Consider the following 16,783-nt stretch of genomic DNA (forward strand, 5'->3'; position numbering starts at 1 on the left):
TGAAGTGCGGGTCGTCCTGGGCGATGCTGCTGGACCAGTAGTCGTAGGACAGGCCGTCCTTGCTGGGCTTGTCCATGTAGCGCAGCGGGGTGCCGTCCCCGTTGATGTCGATCTTCTCGCCCATGAGGTAGTCGCCGGGGTCCTTCGCGTTCTTGGCGTAGAACTCGACGGCCGTGCCGAAGATGTCGGAGGTGGCCTCGTTGAGGCCGCCCGCCTCACCGCTGTACTCGAGCTTCGCGGTCGCGGCGGTCAGGCCGTGGCTCATCTCGTGGCCGGCGACGTCGAGCTGGGTGAGCGGCTTCTTGTTGCCCTCGCCGTCGCCGTACGTCATGCAGAAGCAGTCGTCGTCCCAGAAGGCGTTGACGTACTCGTTGCCGAAGTGGACGCGCGAGTAGGCGGCCTTGCCGTTGTTCTGGATGCCGTTGCGGCCGAGGACCTTCTTGTAGTAGTCCCAGGTCTTGGCGGCGCCGTAGTGGGCGTCGACGGCGGCGGTCTGGGCGATGGTCGGCTTGCCGTTGCCCCAGACGTCGTCGGCGTCCAGGAACTTCGACCCCTTGCCCTCTTCGGCGTGCTTGAGGTTGTAGGTCATGTGGCCGCCGCGGGCGGTGTCCTTGAGCAGGTACTGGCTGCCGCTCTTGGTGGAGCCGACGGTGACCTTGCCGTTGTGCTGGCCGTTGCCGGTGCCGTTCTGGACGGCCTGGTACTGGTACAGCTTCTTGCCGGTGTCGGCGTCGGTGATGACGTGCAGCTTGCTGGGGGTGCCGTCCTCCTGGAAGCCGCCGACGACGGTCTCGTACGCGAGGACGGGCTTGCCACTGGCGGCCCAGATGACCTTGCGGGCGCTGCCGGTGGTGTCCGACTTGGCGCCGGCCTCGGCCTTGGCGGCCCGTACGGCGGTCCGCTCGGCGCCGGACGGGGTGATCGCGGCCTGGGTGTCGGCGACCTTGATGGTGGCCTCGGTGGCCTTGGTGACCTCCTGGACCGTGCCGCTCGCCGACTTGTGGACGACCAGGTCGCCGCCGAGCACCGGCAGCCCGTCGTAGGTCCGCTCGTAGCGGGTGTGGACGGTGCCGTCCGCGTCCTTGATGACGTCCCGTACGACCAGCTTCTCCTTGGCGCCGAGCCCGAGGGAGCGGGCGGTGGCGGCCGTGGTGGCGTCGGCCTCGCGCAGCAGCTCAGCGCGGACGGAGGGGGAGAGCGCGAGGGACGGGGCGCCGGCCGCGGTGGGCGGCGGGGTGGCCGCGCCCGCGGTGCCGGCGGTGAAGGTGGCCGCGATCAGGGCTCCGGTGAGCGTCGCCGCCCCCGCGGCGACGACGGTACGGGAGCGCCTGCGCGCGGTGGCGCGGGATATCGGGGAGGTGCTCGATCTGCCGGAGGTCGATCCTTGCGTCACGTTGTCTCCTGTTGCTGTGGGGTGCCGGGCGCCGATGTGGCCGCCCGGCGGAACAAGGTGCGGAAACATGACGGTGCCCGGGAACGGGCCCCGGGCACCGGCTATGTGGTGCACCTTGTCTGATGCGTTTTTACGCCGTGACGTTCACTCCGGCCCACGCCGAATTCACGCCTTTGTACTCGGCGCTGTCCGCGCCGTACAGGTCGCTCGCGGCCTTCAGCGTGGCCTCGCGCGCGGCGTGGTAGTCGGTGGTGGAGGTGAAGTACGTGGTGAGCGCCTTGAACCAGATCTTCTCGGCCTTGTCGCGGCCGATGCCCTCGACCTTCGAGCCGTCGGCGGTCGGGCTGTCGTACGTGACGCCGCCCACCTCCTTGGCGCCGCTGCCCTCCGACAGCAGGTAGAAGAAGTGGTTGGCGACGCCGGAGGAGTAGTGGACGTCCAGGTCGCCGACGCCGTCGGACCAGTTGTCCGCGGAGCCGCCGTCCTTGCTGGGCTTGTCCATGTAGCGCAGCGGGGTGCCGTCGCCGTTGATGTCGATCTTCTCGCCGACCAGGTAGTCGCCGGGGTCGCTCGCGTTCTTGGCGTTGAACTCCACGGCGGCGGCGAAGATGTCGGAGGTGGCCTCGTTGAGGCCGCCGGACTCGCCGCTGTACTCCAGCCCGGCGGTGGCGGAGGTGACGCCGTGGGTCATCTCGTGGGCCGCGACGTCGATCGAGGTGAGCGGGGCCTTGTCGTCCTGGCCGTCGCCGTACGTCATGCAGAAGCAGCTGTCGTCCCAGAACGCGTTGACGTAGCCGTGGCCGTAGTGGACCCGCGAGTACGCGCCCTTGCCGTCGCCCGCGATGCCGTCGCGGCCGTGCACGTTCTTGTAGTAGTCCCAGGTGAGGGCGGCGCCGTAGTGGGCGTCGACGGCCGCGGTCTGCGGGTCGTCGGCCTTTCCGGTGCCCCAGGTGTCGTCGTCGTCCGCGAAGGCCGCGCCCTCGCCGGACTCGGCGCCCTTGAGGTCGGTGGTCCGGTGGCCGCCGCGGTCGGCGTCGGTCAGGGTGTAGCCGCTGCCGTCCTTGGCGGTGCCGAGCTCCACCGTGCCGCTGTACTGGCTGGTGCCGCTGCCGGTCTCGATGCCCTGGTACTCGTACAGCTTCTCGCCGGTGGCCGCGTCGGTGATGACGTGCAGCCGGTTGGGGGTGCCGTCCTTCTGCACGCCGCCGACGACGGTGTCGTACGCGAGGACGGGCTTGCCGCCGGCGGCCCAGATCACCTTGCGCGGGGCGCCGTCGGCGGTGGCGTGCCGGGCGTCGTCCGCCCGGGCGCGCTTGACCGCGGCCCGCGCGGCGGAGGCCGGGGTCACCTCGGCGGTCGTGGAGGGGACCGCGATGGTGGCCTTGACCGCCTTGGTGACGCCCTTGACGGTGCCGCGGGGGCTCGTGTGGACGACGAGGTCGCCGCCGAGGACGGGCAGGCCGTCGTAGGTGCGCTCGTAGCGGGTGTGGACGGTGCCGTCGGCGTCCTTCACGACGTCCTTGACGACCAGCTTCTCCTTGGCGCCGAGGCCCAGCGCCTTGGCGGTGGCGGCCTTGGCGGTGTCGGCGTCGCGCAGCAGCTGGGCGCGGGCCGGGGCGGTGAGGACGGCGGGCCGCGCGCCGGCTGTGGCGCCGTCGCCCGTGGTGGCCGCGCCGGTGGTCGCGGCGCCGGCCTGGCCGGCGGTGACGCCGGTGGCCAGCAGGGCCGCCACCACCATCGCGGCACCGGCGGCGGACGCCGCGCGGCGCTTGCCGCGGCCGTGCGCGGGGGAATGCGTGGGGGAAACGGGCAGGTTCGAGGTCTTGCTCACGCGAACTCCTCGTTGCTGTGGGGGGTCAGGACCGGGCGGCGGGGAAGAGCCGCCCGGGCCTGAACAAGAGGTGCGGATGCGATCGCGTGGGCAGACTGTCATACAAGGCGCGTACATGTCACGGGGATCGGCGCAGGTGGGCGGGAAAATGTTCGTTTAGCGTTGATCAATTTTCGGAATGCGGAACGTTTTTGGGTGGCTCCGGACGGCACATGAGGCGCCGCCAGGGGGAGTCGGGTCACCCCTGGCGGCGCCTGTCCATGGCCGGATTACCTGGCCGGATTGCCTGGTCGGATTACCCGGCCGGATTGCCTGGCCGGATTGCTCAGAAGGTCAGCTTCCAGCTGTTGATGTAGCCGGTGTCCTGCGCGTAGACGTCCTGCACCCGCAGCTTCCAGGTGCCGACGGCCTGTTCGGAGGAGGCGTCGACGGTGTAGGTCGTCTTCACGTTGTCCGCCGAGTCCAGGGAGCTGGAGTTCTTGAGCCGGTAGGCCGTACCGTCCGGCGCCACCAGGTCGATCACCAGGTCGCCGCGGTAGGTGTGCACGATGTCCACGCCCACCTGAAGGTTGGACGGCGCGTTGCCGGCCCGGCTCACCGTGATCGGGGAGGTGACCGCGGCCCCCGCGTCGGGGATGGCGACGTCCGTGGTGTTCTCGAAGACGTTGCCGCCGGTGGTGTTCACCGTCCAGGTGAAGGAGGCCGTGGCCGACTTGCCGGCCGAGTCGGTCACGGTGACCGTCACGGTGCCGGATCCGGTGGTGGTCGGGGTGCCGGAGATCAGACCGGTCGAGGAGTTGATCGACAGCCCGGCGGGCAGCCCGGAGGCGGCGTAGGTGAGCGCGCCCGGGTTGGAGCTGGTCGCCGTGATCTGCAGGCTGACGGCCTGGTTGACGATGCTGGTCTGGTCACCGGGCGGGGTGATGGAGACACCCTCGACGATCCGCGACCCGACGTTGACCGCCGCCCAGGTGTTGGCCACCGTGTTGTACTCGGGGCTGGCCTGGCCGAACAGCTCGCCCGCCGCCCACAGGGTGGCGTCCCGCGCCCCCGCGTAGTTGGTGTTGGACGTCATGCGCTGGGTGAGCGCCTTGAACCAGATCTTCTCGGCGTTGGCCCGCCCGATCCCGGGGACCGGCAGGTTGTCGTAGGTCGGGCTGTTGTAGCTGACCCCGTTGATCACCTTCGCGCCGCTGCCCTCGGACAGCAGGTAGAAGAAGTGGTTGGCGATGCCGGAGGAGTAGTGCACATCGACGCCGCCGACCCCGGAGTACCAGTTGTCCTTGGACGCCCCGTCCTTGCTGGGCTTGTCCTGGTAGCGCAGCGGGGTGCCGTCGCCGTTGATGTCGATCTTCTCGCCGACCAGGTAGTCGCCCTGGTCGCTCGCGTTGGCGGCGTTGAACTCGACGGCGGCGGCGAAGATGTCCGAGGTCGCCTCGTTGAGGCCGCCGGACTCCCCGCTGTAGGTGAGGTTGGCGGTCGCGGAGGTGACGCCGTGGGTCATCTCGTGGGCCGCGACGTCGATCGAGGTGAGCGGCTTGGCGTTGCCCGAGCCGTCGCCGTACGTCATGCAGAAGCAGGAGTCCTGCCAGAAGGCGTTGACGTAGTTGCTGCTGTAGTGGACCCGGGAGTACGCCCCGACACCGTCGCCCCTGATGCCGGTGCGGCCGTGCACATTCTTGTAGTAGTCCCAGGTCAGCGCGGCGCCGTAGTGCGCGTCCACACCGGCGGTCGCGGCGTCCCCGGTCGTCCCGTTGCCCCAGACGTCGTCGGCGTCGGTGAACAGCGTGCCGGTCCCCGAGGTGCCCCGGTTGAGGTTGTACGTCTTGTGGCCGCCGCGGCCCGCGTCGGTCAGGTTGTACGAGCCCGAGCCGCCCGAGGTGCCGAGGGTGACCTGCCCGCTGTACTGGCTGTTGCCGGTGCCCTCCTTGACGCCCTGGAACTCGAAGAGCTTGGCGCCGGTGGTCGCGTCGGTGATGACGTGCAGCTCGTTCGGCGTGCCGTCCTCCTGGAGGCCGCCGACGACCGTCTCGTACGCGAGCGTGGGCGTGCCCTTGGCCGCCCAGATCACCTTGCGCGGCGCCCGCTCGGCCTCCGTTTTCCGCGAGCCCTGCGCGTTCGCCGCCTTCACCGCCGCCTTCTCGGCGGTGGCGGGCGCGACGGTGGCGGTGGTGTCGGCGACCTTGACCCGCGCCTTGGTCGCCTTGGCGACCGACCGCACGGCGCCGCTCCTGGACTCCTCGACCACCAGGTCGCCGCCGAGGACGGGCAGGCCGTCGTACGTGCGCTCGTAGCGGGTGTGGAGGGTGCCGTCGGCGTCCTTGGTGACGTCCTTGACGACCAGCTTCTCCTTGGCGCCGAGGCCGAGCGCCTTGGCGGTGGCGGACTTGTCGGCGTCGGCCGCGCGGATCAGCTCGGCGCGGCGGGCGGGGGACAGCGCCACCGGCAGGGCGCCGGGGTCCGGCTTGGCGAAGGTGGTGCGGGCGGCCGGGGCCGTGTCGCCCGGGCGGGCGGCCGCGGGGCCGGTCTGCACGCCGACGGCGAGCATGGCCGCCGCCGCGACCAGGGCGCCGGTCGCGACGGCGCGCCGGCGGGGTGTGTGGGAGGTCGGGGGTCTGTGGGGGCGTTCGGAGGTCGGTCTCACACTGGCTCCTTCTGCGCTGGCCGCGCGGTGGCGCGACCGGGTACCACCGGGCGGCCGGGTGAGGCCGTCCGGGCATGGCGAGGCAGAACGCATGGGGGGAACGTGCGAAAGCGGGTGCCGAGGGTGTCGGGGCCCAGCGGCGAGCTGTGGGGGAGCTGTGCACCGATCGAGGGAAGGGTGCCACCGGTGGACGTGACCTGTCAGGAGCGCGACAAAAACTTGGCCGGAAAGTGTCCGTTGACATGTGGCGGGTGTTCGGATTTCGGATGCGGGGGCCGGCGTCGGGGCCGGTGGCCGGACCGGTGTCGGCGCGGGTGGCGGGGCCGGTGCCGGCGCGGGGGCGGGCGGGGGGCGTCGGGAGGGGGCATCGGCGCGCGCCCGTACCATCGCGCCATGCCGACCCCCGTGAACCCCATCGACGAGCCGCCCAGCACCCTCACCGACCCCCGCGAGATGCTCGACGCCTACCTCGACTACTACCGCGGCGTCGTCCTCCACAAGCTCGACGGCCTCGGCGAGACCGAGCTGCGCACCACCCGACTCCCCTCCGGCTGGACCCCGTTGGAGCTGCTCCACCACCTCACCCACGTCGAACGGCGCTGGCTGCGCTGGGGGTTCCTCGGCGAGCCGGTGGACGCCCCCTGGGGGGACCGGGGCCCCGACGACCGCTGGCACGTCCCCGAGGACCTGCCGCCGGCGGAGGTCCGGGCGCGCTTCGAGGAGCAGTGCGCCTGGTCGCGCCGGACCGTGGCCGGCGTCCCCCTCGACCGCCGGGCCCGCCCCGGCGGCCGCTTCGCCACCGAGGCCGAGGCCCCGGCGCTCGGCTGGATCCTCTTCCACCTGCTGCAGGAGTACGCCCGGCACGCCGGGCAGCTCGACGTCGTCCGGGAGCTGGCCGACGGCACGGTCGGGGAGTGAGCGGGACCCCACGTGCGTACGGCGCTCGGACGGGGCTGGTACCCGGAGGTCAGGCCAGGCTCTCCCGCCACGCCTGGTGCAGCGCCGCGAAGCGGCCCTCGCCCGCGATGAGTTCCTTCGGCGAGCCGTCCTCGACGATCCGGCCGTCCGCCATCACCAGCACCCGGTCGGCGATCTCCACCGTCGACAGCCGGTGCGCGATGACGACGGCGGTGCGGCCGTGGAGCACCGTGTGCATGGCGCGCTGCACCGCGCGCTCACCCGGGATGTCGAGCGAGGAGGTCGCCTCGTCCAGGATCAGCACCGAGGGGTCGGCGAGCAGCGCCCGGGCGAAGGCCACGAGCTGGCGCTGCCCGGCCGAGATCCGCCCGCCGCGCTTGCGCACGTCCGTGTCGTAGCCGTCGGGCAGGGCGGCGATGAAGTCGTGGGCGCCGATGGCCCTGGCCGCCTGCTCGATGTCGGCGCGGCCGGCGTCGGGGCGGCCGAGGGCGATGTTGTCGGCGACCGTACCGGAGAACAGGAACGCCTCCTGCGTGACCATCACCACGCCGCGGCGCAGCTCCGGCGTGGCCAGCTCGCGCAGGTCCACGCCGTCGAGCAGGACCCGGCCGTCGGTGGGGTCGTAGAAGCGGGCGAGCAGCTTGGCGAGTGTGGACTTGCCCGCGCCGGTCGCGCCCACCACGGCCACGGTCTGCCCGGCCGGCAGGGTGAGGTCGAAGCGGGGCAGCACCTCGCCGCCCGTGCGGTAGGCGAACCGCACGCCGTCGAAGACCACCTCGCGGCCGGGCAGCCCCGAGGAGCGCGGCGGCAGCGGGCGGGGGTCGGCGGGCTCGGCGACGGAGGGCCGCTGGGCGAGCAGCCCCGCGATCTTCTCCAGGGAGGCGGCCGCGGACTGATAGGAGTTCAGGAACATCCCCAGGCGGTCGATGGGGTCGTAGAGCCTGCGCAGATAGAGCGCGGCCGCGGCCAGCACGCCCAGCGCCAGGCCCCCCGAGGCCACCCGGTGGGCGCCCCACAGGACGATCGCGGCCACCGCCGCGTTGGCGACCATCCGGGAGCTGACCACATAGCGGGCCATCTCCAGGATCGCGTCCCCGTTGATCCGCTCGTGGCGGTGGTTGAGCTCGTGGAAGTGCGCGTCGTTGACCCGCTCCCGGCGGAAGGCCTGCACCGGCCGGATGCCGTTCATGGTCTCGGCGAACTTGACGATGACCGCGGCGGTGGCCGTGGACCGCTTGCGGTAGACGCGCATCGAGCGGCGCTGGAAGGAGCGGACCAGGAGGTACAGCGGCCAGAAGGAGAGCAGGGCCGCGGCGCCCAGACCCCAGTCCAGGTACAGCAGCGTCACGGAGATGTACACGCCGGCGAGCGCGACGCCGAGCAGCTCCTCAAGGCCCTCGTTGAGCAGCTCGCGCAGCGACTCGACGTCCGTGGTGGCGCGCGAGATCAGCCGGCCGGAGGTGTAGCGCTCGTGGAAGTCCACGCTGAGCGCCTGGGCGTGGCGGAAGATCCTGCCCCGCAGATCCAGCAGCACGTCCTGGCTGATCCGGGCGGAGGTGCGGATGAAGGCGTACTGCAGCGCCCCGGAGGCGAGCGCGCAGCCGAGGTAGGCGGCGGCCACGGCGACGAGGGGGCCGTGGCCGCCGTCGCGCAGGGCGGGCACGGCGGTGTCGATGGCGTACGCGACGAGCAGCGGGCCGGCCTGCACCGCGGCCTGCTGCAGGAGCAGCAGGACGGCCGCCACCCAGACCCGGCGGCGGCGCGGGGAGAGCAGCGAGCGCAGCAGGGCGAGGGAGGCGCCCTTCGGGGCGGGCAGCACGTCCCGGTCGAAGGGGTCGCCGTCCGGCGCCGCCCCGGGTGCGCCGGAGGCCCCGGCCCTGGCGCTCTCGGCGTCCTTGGCGTCGGTGCCGGTGCCGGTGCCCTTGCCGGGGCCGGTCGCGGTCTGGGTCATCGGTGCTCCTCCCGCTCGTCACCGGACATCAGCGACCGGTACTCCGCGCTGTCGCACAGCAGTTGATGGTGGGTGCCGACCGCGGCGATACGGCCGCCGGAGAGCAGGGCGACGCGGTCGGCGAGCAGCACGGTGGACGGGCGGTGGGCGACGACCAGCGCCGTCGTCGTGGCCAGGACCTGGCGGAGCGCGGCCTCCACCAGCGCCTCGGTGTGCACGTCCAGCGCGGACAGCGGATCGTCGAGGATGAGGAAGCGGGGCCGCCCGACGACGGCCCGCGCCAGGGCGAGGCGCTGGCGCTGTCCGCCCGACAGGCTCAACCCCTGCTCGCCGACCTGGGTGTCGGTGCCCTGGGGCAGCGCGTGCACGAAGTCGGCCTGGGCCACCTCGAGCGCCCGCGCGAGGTCGGCCCGCTCGGCGTCGGCGGCGCCCATCAGGACGTTCTCCCCGGCCGTCGCGGAGAACAGCGTGGGCTCCTCGAACGCGACGGCGACCAGCCCGCGCAGCTCCTCCCGGGGCAGGGTGGTGATGTCCCGCCCGTCGAGGGTGATCCGGCCCCCCGTCGCCTCGTGCAGGCGCGGCACCAGGGCGGTGAGCGTGGTCTTGCCCGAGCCGGTCGCCCCGACCAGGGCCATGGTCTCGCCGGAGCGGATGTGCAGGTCCACCCCGGCCAGCACGGGCGGGGCGTCGGGCGGCGCGTCCGCGTAGCGGAACTCCACGCCCGCGAAACGCAGCCCGTCCGGCTGCTCTGCCGTCGGCTGCTCGCCCTTCGGCCGTTCCGCCGTCGACTGTTCCGCCCTTGACTGCTCGGCCTTCGGCTGTTCCACCGTCGGGTGTTCCGCCGCCGGCTCGTCCATCACCTCGAAGAACCGGTCCGTCGCCGTCGCCGCGTCCTGGCTCATCGCCAGCAGGAAGCCCAGCGACTCCACCGGCCAGCGCAGCGTCAGCGCCGTGGAGAGGAAGGCGACGAGCGTGCCCGCCGACAACTCGCCGTCGGCGACCCGCATCGTGCCGAGGACCAGGGCGGCGCCGATCGCCAGCTCCGGCAGGGTCATGATCAGCGCCCAGATCATCGCCAGCAGCCGCGCCTTGTGCAGCTCCGTCGAGCGGACCCGCTCCGTCAGCGCCTTGAAGGCTCGCGCCTGGCTGCGGTGGCGCCCGAAGCCCTTGACGATGCGGATGCCGAGCACGCCCTCCTCGACCACCGTGGTCAGATCGCCGGTCTGGTCCTGGACGGAGCGGGCGACGACCGCGTACCGCGTCTCGAAGACGGAGCACAGGATCACCAGCGGGACGGCGGGGAGGAGGAGGATCAGGCCCAGCGTCCACTCCTGCGCCAGCAGGATGGCGAACCCGACGAGGACCGTCACCCCGTTGACCACCAGGAAGGTGAGGGGGAAGGCGAGGAACATCCGCAGCAGCATCAGGTCGGTGGTCGCGCGCGAGAGGAGCTGCCCGGACGCCCAGCGGTCGTGGAAGGAGACCGGCAGCCGCTGGAGGTGCCGGTACAGGTCGGCGCGCATCGTGGCCTCCACGAAGGCCAGCGGCCGGGCCACCAGCCAGCGCCGCACCCCGAAGAGCCCCGCCTCCCCGATCCCGAGCGCCAGCAGCAGCGCGCCGCCCAGCCACACCCCGCCCGGGTCCCGGTCGGCCACCGGCCCGTCCACCAGCCACTTGAGCACGAGCGGGATGACCAGGCCCAGACAGGAGGCGACGACCGCGACCCCGGCGGCCGTGAAGAAGCGCCCGCCGACCGGGCGCAGATACGGCCACAGGCGCGCCAGCGAGCGGGTGGCCGAGCGCCCCCGCCCGCCTCCCCGCCCGGTATCCCGGCCGGCTCCCCGCTCGGCCCCCCGGTCGTCTCCCCGCTCGGCCCCCCGGTCGCCTCCCCCGCGTTCGGTGTCCCGCTCGCTCTCCGCTTCCCCGAGTCGTTCACCTGTGGCAGCCATCACCCGCCGAGACTACGGTCCGGCACCGACAGCGCTCACTCGGTTTTCCGGCCGCCCTCCGCCGCCGTGACGGCGCGTAGGAGCAGCACCGAGCGCCCGGGCAGCTCGATCCGTGAGCCGGCGCGGTGCGGCGTGCCCGGGGGCGCGTGCTGGTCCTCCCGCGAGGTGTCGACGAGGAGTTCGTACGAGGCGGCCCACGGCGGCCCGGGGAGGGCGAACTCCACCGGCTCGGGGCCCGCGTGCAGCAGCACCAGAAAGCTGTCGTCGGTGATCGGGCCGCCCCGCTCGTCGCGCTGCGGGATGTCGCGGCCGGACAGGTACAGGCCCAGCGCGGCGGTCGGCGCGTACCAGTCCGGCTCGGTCATCTCCGTGCCCCGCGCGGTGAACCAGGCCAGGTCGCGCAGCCCGTCGGGGCCCTGCGCATGGCCGGAGAAGAAGGTCCGGCGGCGCAGTACGGGGTGGCCGCGGCGCAGCGCGACGAGGCGGGCGGTGAGGTCGGTGAGTGACCGCCAGCCCGGGTCCTCGAGCAGCGACCAGTCCACCCACCCGGTCTCGTTGTCCTGGCAGTACGCGTTGTTGTTGCCGCCTTGCGTGCGGCCCATCTCGTCGCCCGCGACCAGCATCGGGACGCCGGTGGACAGCAGCAGCGTGCTGAGCAGGTTGCGCAGCTGGCGGCGGCGCAGCGCCCGGACGGCCGGGTCGTCGGTCTCGCCCTCGGCGCCGCAGTTCCAGGAGCGGTTGTCGTCGGTGCCGTCGCGGTTGCCCTCGCCGTTGGCCTCGTTGTGCTTGCGGTCGTAGCTGACCAGGTCGCGGAGGGTGAAGCCGTCGTGGGCGGTGATGAAGTTGACCGAGGCGTACGGCCCGCGGCCGCCCCACGCGTACAGGTCGCTGGAGCCGGACAGCCGGTAGCCGAGGTCGCGCACGTCCGGCAGGGCGCCGCGCCAGAAGTCGCGCACCGCGTCGCGGTAGCGGTCGTTCCACTCCGTCCACAGCGGGGGGAAGGCGCCGACCTGGTAGCCGCCGGAGCCCACGTCCCACGGCTCGGCGATCAGCTTGACGCGGCGCAGCACCGGGTCCTGGGCGATCACGGCCAGGAAGGGGGAGAGCATGTCCACGTCGTCCATGGCGCGGGCGAGGGTGGCGGCGAGGTCGAAGCGGAAGCCGTCCACGCCCATCTCGGTCACCCAGTAGCGCAGCGAGTCCGTGATCATCCGTAGCACCTGGGGGTGCATCACATGGAGGGTGTTCCCGCAGCCGGTGTAGTCGGTGTAGCGGCGCGGGTCCTGCTGGAGCCGGTAGTAGCCGCGGTTGTCGATGCCGCGCAGCGAGAGGGTGGGGCCCAGCTCGCCGCTCTCCGCGGTGTGGTTGTAGACCACGTCGAGGATCACCTCGATGCCCGCCTCGTGCAGCGCGCGCACCATCCGCCGGAACTCCCCGACCTGCGCGCCGCGGGTCCCGCTCGCCGCGTACGCGCCGTGCGGCGCGAAGTAGCCGATGGAGTTGTAGCCCCAGTAGTTGCTCAGGCCGCGCCGCAGCAGGTGGTCCTCGTGGGCGAACTGGTGCACCGGCAGCAGCTCCACGGCCGTCACCCCGAGCCGGGTGAGGTGCTCGATCGCGGCCGGGTGCGCGAGCCCCGCGTAGGTGCCGCGCAGCTCGGGCGGGACGCCGGGGTGGCGCTTGGTGAAGCCGCGCACATGCAGTTCGTAGATGACGGTGTCGGCCCAGGGGGTCTTGGGGCGCCGGTCGTCGATCCACTCGTCGGGCGGCCCGTCGGGGGCGTCGTCGCCGACGACCACGCCCTTGGGGACGTACGGCGCCGAGTCGCGGTCGTCGCGCACGGTGTCGGCGACGTGCTGCTGCGGCCAGTCCCGCACATGGCCGTAGACCTCGGGCGGCAGCGGGCCCCGCCACTCCCGGGGGACGATCCCCGCGCCCCCGAAGTCGCCGTCCACGGCGCGGGCGTACGGGTCCAGCAGCAGCTTGGCGGGGTTCCAGCGGGCGCCCATCCACGGGTCCCAGCGGCCGTGCACCCGGTATCCGTACCGCTGCCCGGCCGGCACGCCGGGCAGGAAGCCGTGCCAGATCTCGTCGGTCCGCTCGGTGAGCGGACAGCGGGTTTCATGCCCCTCGTCGTCGAACAGGCACACCTCCACGGCCTCCGCGCCCTGCGCCCACAGCGCGAAGTTGGTGCCGGTCACCCCGCCGGGCCCGGTCCGCACCCGCGCCCCGAGCGGCTGGGCGCTCCCCGGCCACACCGGGGCGCCGCCGGCCGGCCCGCCGGGCGCGGCGGCCGGGCTCGCGGGCGCCCCGGACGGCCCGGAGTCCGCGCGGCGGCCGCCCCGCTCGACGGCCGCCGCGCCCGGGCGTGGCCTCGGCAGCCCGTTGTGGGCCGTCCTGTGATCGGCTGCGTTCGACAACGTGTCGCCTCCGGCTTTCGCGGCTCCGGCTCCGGCTTCGGCCCCGGCGTTCCCCCGCCCTCTCACCTGTTCTGCCCGCGATCGGGGCAACGCTCACGTTTCGCCCGGCGCTCCCAGGGCCACGGGGTCTCACCTGGGACTGAGGGGCTTACCTGGGACTTGAGGGTCTTACCTGGGACTGAACCGTGACCTTGATCGGGAGCCCGCTGTCACCGGCGTGTGATTACCTGTCGCCATGCGCGCGTGCGCGCTCTGTACGGGGGTGCCGCGGGGAGCGGTGCGGGCGGAGGGGAGAGCCGTAGTGGAAATGCAGCCGGTATCGGGGGCGTTCGCGGCGCGGGGCCGCAGGGGGTTCCTCGCGCTGATGGTCGGGACGATGCTGCTGGTCGTGGCCGCCTGTGGCGGTGACGGCGGGTCGGACGACGGGAAGAAGGGCGCGGACGGCGACAAGGGCGGGGGCGGCCGGAAGACCTCGCGCGCCGTCGTGGCGATAGCGCCCAAGGACGGCGCGAAGGGCGTCAACACCCACGGCGCGCTCAAGGTGACCTCGGCCAAGGGCCGGCTCACCTCCGTCAAGGTCAAGGACACCAAGGGCCACGCGATCGACGGGAAGATCACCGAGGACGGCAGCACCTGGCGGCCCACCCACCACCTGGGCTCCGCGACCACCTACACGGTGGACGCCGTCGCCAAGGACGCCCAGGGCCTGACGGCGGCCAAGCGCTCCTCCTTCACCACGCTCCGGCCCAAGCAGACGTTCCTCGGGACATACACCCCGGAGGACGGCTCGACGGTCGGCGTCGGCATGCCGGTCTCGATCCGCTTCTCCCGGGGCATCACGGACCCGAAGGCCGTGGAGCAGGGGCTCAAGGTCTCGGCCTCCCCGTCGGTGCCGATCGAGGGCCACTGGTTCGGCAACGACCGGCTGGACTTCCGGCCGGAGAAGTACTGGGCGCCGGGCACCAAGGTCACCCTCAGCATGGACCTGGACGGCGTGGAGGGCCGGCCGGGCGTCTACGGCGAGCAGAAGAAGACCGTGAAGTTCACCATCGGCCGCAGCCAGGTCTCCGTGGTCGACGCCAAGAGCAAGAAGATGGTGGTCAAGCGGGACGGCAAGACCATCAGGACGCTCCCCATCACCTCCGGCGCGCCCGGCCACGAGACGTACAACGGCAAGATGGTCATCAGCGAGCGGCTGGCGGTGACCCGGATGAACGGGGCCACGGTCGGCTTCGACGGCGAGTACGACATCAAGGACGTGCCGCACGCGATGCGCCTGTCCACCTCGGGGACCTTCATCCACGGCAACTACTGGGCGGGCCAGGCGACCTTCGGCTCGGCGAACGTGAGCCACGGCTGCGTCGGCCTCTTCGACCAGCGGGGCGGCGGCTCCAAGTCGACCCCGGCGGCCTGGTTCTTCCGGAACTCGATCATCGGTGACGTGGTCGTGGTGAAGAACTCGCACGACAGCACCATCCAGCCGGACAACGGGCTCAATGGCTGGAACATGTCGTGGAAGAAGTGGAAGGCCGACCAGTAAAGGCCGGCCAGTAAAGGCCGACCAGGAGCGGCAGGCCGTAGCGGAAGGCCGTAGCGGAAGGCCGTGGCGACGACCAGGAGGGACAGCGGGAGGCGCGGGGAGGGTGTGGGCGGCGTGCTAACGGACGCTAACCTGCGCTCATGACTGTGAACCTCGAGGTCGCCGAGGGCGTCGGCACCATCCGGCTGGACCGTCCGCCCATGAACGCGCTGGACATCGCCACGCAGGACCGGCTGCGGGAGCTCGCCGAGGAGGTGACCGGCCGCGACGACGTACGGGCCGTGGTGATCTGGGGCGGCGAGAAGGTGTTCGCGGCCGGCGCGGACATCAAGGAGATGCGGGACATGGACCACGCCGGGATGGTGGCCAGGTCCCGCGCCCTCCAGGACTCCTTCACCGCCATCGCCCGGATCCCCAAGCCCGTCGTCGCCGCCGTCACCGGCTACGCCCTCGGCGGCGGCTGCGAGCTGGCGCTGTGCGCCGACTACCGGATCGCCGCCGAGAACGCCAAGCTCGGCCAGCCGGAGATCCTGCTCGGCCTGATCCCGGGCGCGGGCGGCACCCAGCGCCTCGCCCGGCTGATCGGCCCCTCCCGCGCCAAGGACCTCATCTTCACGGGCCGTCAGGTGACGGCCGACGAGGCGCTGGCGCTCGGTCTGGTGGACCGCGTCGTACCGGCGGCGGAGGTCTACGAGCAGGCGCACGCGTGGGCGGCCCGGCTGGCGCGGGGACCCGCGATCGCGCTGCGCGCGGCCAAGGAGGCGGTGGACGCGGGCCTGGAGACCGACCTGGAGACCGGTCTGGCCATCGAACGGAGCTGGTTCGCGGGGCTGTTCGCCACCGAGGACCGCGAGATCGGGATGCGGAGCTTCGTGGAGGAGGGGCCGGGCAAGGCCACGTTCCGCTGAGCGGTGGCCCGGGCGGCCCCGCCGCCCGGGCGAGCCGTACCCCCGCGCGGGTGAGCATGCCCCGTGCGGGCGAATTTGTTTCCCCACCCGCGAGCCCTGGGACGAGCCGGTCCGGTACGCTGGGTGATCGTGCGTACGCGCCGTGACATCGCAGGTCAGGCGCGGTATTTGGGGCATCTGACGGTCGCTGGCACACGTTGGAGCCGGTTTGTGGAGCCTAGGGCCCCGGTGTTCTGGAATCCCCTGGTTCCGCCCCGGACGGTATGCCGGACGGCCATGATGGGGGGCATGGCGGGCTTGGAGGGTATGGAGCAGCCGCAGCGGCGCACCGGTACGGCCGCGCCTTCCCGGGCACCTTCCGCCGACGACGAGTCGGCCGCCAGGGCGGTGGAGCTGTTCGGAAACCCCGCGGTCGACGAGGTGCGGCTGCCGTCCCGCCCGGAGTCGGCGGGCGCCGCCCGCCGGCTGGCCGAATGTGTGGTGCTGCGTGACTGGGGCCTGAGCCCCCAGCTGGCCGAACACGCGGTGCTGCTGGTGTCGGAGCTGGTGGGCAACGCGGTCCGGCACACCGGCGCCCGCACCTTCGGGCTGCGGATGCTGCGGCGGCGTGGCTGGATCCGGGTGGAGGTGCGCGACCCCTCGCGCGGGCTGCCCTGTCTGCTCCCGGTGGCCGAGCTCGACACGAGCGGGCGGGGGCTGTGGCTGGTGGACCTGCTCGCCCAGCGGTGGGGGGCGGATCTGCTGCCGCGCGGCAAGACGACCTGGTTCGAGATGCGGGTGACAGAGCCCTGACCGCACCCTGACCGAGCCCCGACCGAGCCGGGACCGCACCCTGACCGCACCCCGCCTGCGGCCCTTCCGGCCCGGCGGCCCCAAGCCGAAGAGGCCCCCACCGTCGGTTCGCGACGGCGCGGGGCCTCTTTCGTGCCGCCGCGGATGGAAAGGGGTGTCATCCGTGGCAGTGGGGTGAACGACCTCGCTCGGGTCGACGGGGGGTCGCGTGCCTCACTATCGCAGAGACCAGATCCAGCCACCAAATCAATCAAAGGTGAGGTGCGACACTCACCTTGTTAATAATGGGTAATGGAGTCGTCTTTCCTTTGGGTGGCCATTTTCGGTAGGGAATTTCCAGTGGTCCATACCGTGACGCGAATTCTTTCTTTGCCTCTCAATCCTTGGCATGGCCCTGCCGACACCCCACCATGGAACCGCGCTACGCGCGTCACACCCCC

10 protein-coding genes are annotated in these 16,783 nt (G+C 72.4%); 4 read left to right on the top strand and 6 right to left on the bottom strand.

Going from position 1 to position 16,783, the window contains the following annotated elements; all coding sequences use genetic code 11:
- From BBH68_RS21045 to BBH68_RS21055, 3 genes are all read right to left on the bottom strand, one after another.
- A partial coding sequence (locus tag BBH68_RS21045) for a M4 family metallopeptidase (protein ID WP_065964847.1) occupies positions 1-1,393 on the bottom strand: 1,393 nt, incomplete at its 3' end.
- A gap of 130 nt (positions 1,394-1,523) precedes the next feature.
- Entirely contained in the window at positions 1,524-3,131 is a 1,608-nt protein-coding gene (locus BBH68_RS21050; protein WP_104531363.1) for a M4 family metallopeptidase, read from the bottom strand.
- Between the two features lie 418 nt (positions 3,132-3,549).
- On the bottom strand, positions 3,550-5,772 hold the full coding sequence (locus tag BBH68_RS21055; protein ID WP_065964917.1) for a M4 family metallopeptidase: 2,223 nt from the start codon (positions 5,770-5,772) through the stop codon (positions 3,550-3,552).
- Positions 5,773-6,261: 489 nt separating this feature from the next.
- Between BBH68_RS21055 and BBH68_RS21060 the strand changes: the two genes are divergently transcribed.
- Positions 6,262-6,786: a DinB family protein gene (locus BBH68_RS21060; RefSeq protein WP_065964849.1), complete on the top strand. Its 525-nt coding sequence runs from the start codon at positions 6,262-6,264 to the stop codon at positions 6,784-6,786.
- A 49-nt stretch (positions 6,787-6,835) separates the two neighbouring features.
- On the opposite strand, the gene BBH68_RS21065 is transcribed toward BBH68_RS21060, so the two are convergent.
- From BBH68_RS21065 to glgX, 3 genes are read right to left on the bottom strand one after another with little or no spacing between them, the layout of a single operon-like run.
- Positions 6,836-8,737: an ABC transporter ATP-binding protein gene (locus BBH68_RS21065; RefSeq protein ID WP_065964852.1), complete on the bottom strand. Its 1,902-nt coding sequence runs from the start codon at positions 8,735-8,737 to the stop codon at positions 6,836-6,838.
- On the bottom strand, positions 8,734-10,686 hold the full coding sequence (locus BBH68_RS21070) for an ABC transporter ATP-binding protein (protein WP_245738182.1): 1,953 nt from the start codon (positions 10,684-10,686) through the stop codon (positions 8,734-8,736). The genes BBH68_RS21065 and BBH68_RS21070 overlap by 4 nt, the downstream gene beginning before the upstream one ends.
- A 35-nt stretch (positions 10,687-10,721) precedes the next feature.
- Positions 10,722-13,103, bottom strand: a complete 2,382-nt coding sequence (gene glgX, locus BBH68_RS21075; protein WP_065964853.1) for a glycogen debranching protein GlgX — start codon at positions 13,101-13,103, stop codon at positions 10,722-10,724.
- A gap of 307 nt (positions 13,104-13,410) precedes the next feature.
- Here glgX and BBH68_RS21080 point away from each other — a divergent pair, with 307 nt between their 5' ends.
- From BBH68_RS21080 to BBH68_RS21090, 3 genes are all read left to right on the top strand, one after another.
- Positions 13,411-14,643, top strand: coding sequence for a L,D-transpeptidase (locus tag BBH68_RS21080; RefSeq protein ID WP_065964855.1), 1,233 nt, complete (start codon positions 13,411-13,413; stop codon positions 14,641-14,643).
- Positions 14,644-14,783: 140 nt separating this feature from the next.
- Positions 14,784-15,551, top strand: coding sequence for an enoyl-CoA hydratase/isomerase family protein (locus tag BBH68_RS21085; RefSeq protein WP_065964857.1), 768 nt, complete (start codon positions 14,784-14,786; stop codon positions 15,549-15,551).
- A gap of 288 nt (positions 15,552-15,839) precedes the next feature.
- A complete protein-coding gene (locus BBH68_RS21090; protein ID WP_245738184.1) occupies positions 15,840-16,343 on the top strand; it encodes an ATP-binding protein in 504 nt (167 codons plus the stop codon).
- Positions 16,344-16,783: the final 440 nt, after the last annotated feature.

Source organism: Streptomyces sparsogenes (genome assembly GCF_001704635.1).
Taxonomy (GTDB): Bacteria; Actinomycetota; Actinomycetes; order Streptomycetales; family Streptomycetaceae; genus Streptomyces; species Streptomyces sparsogenes.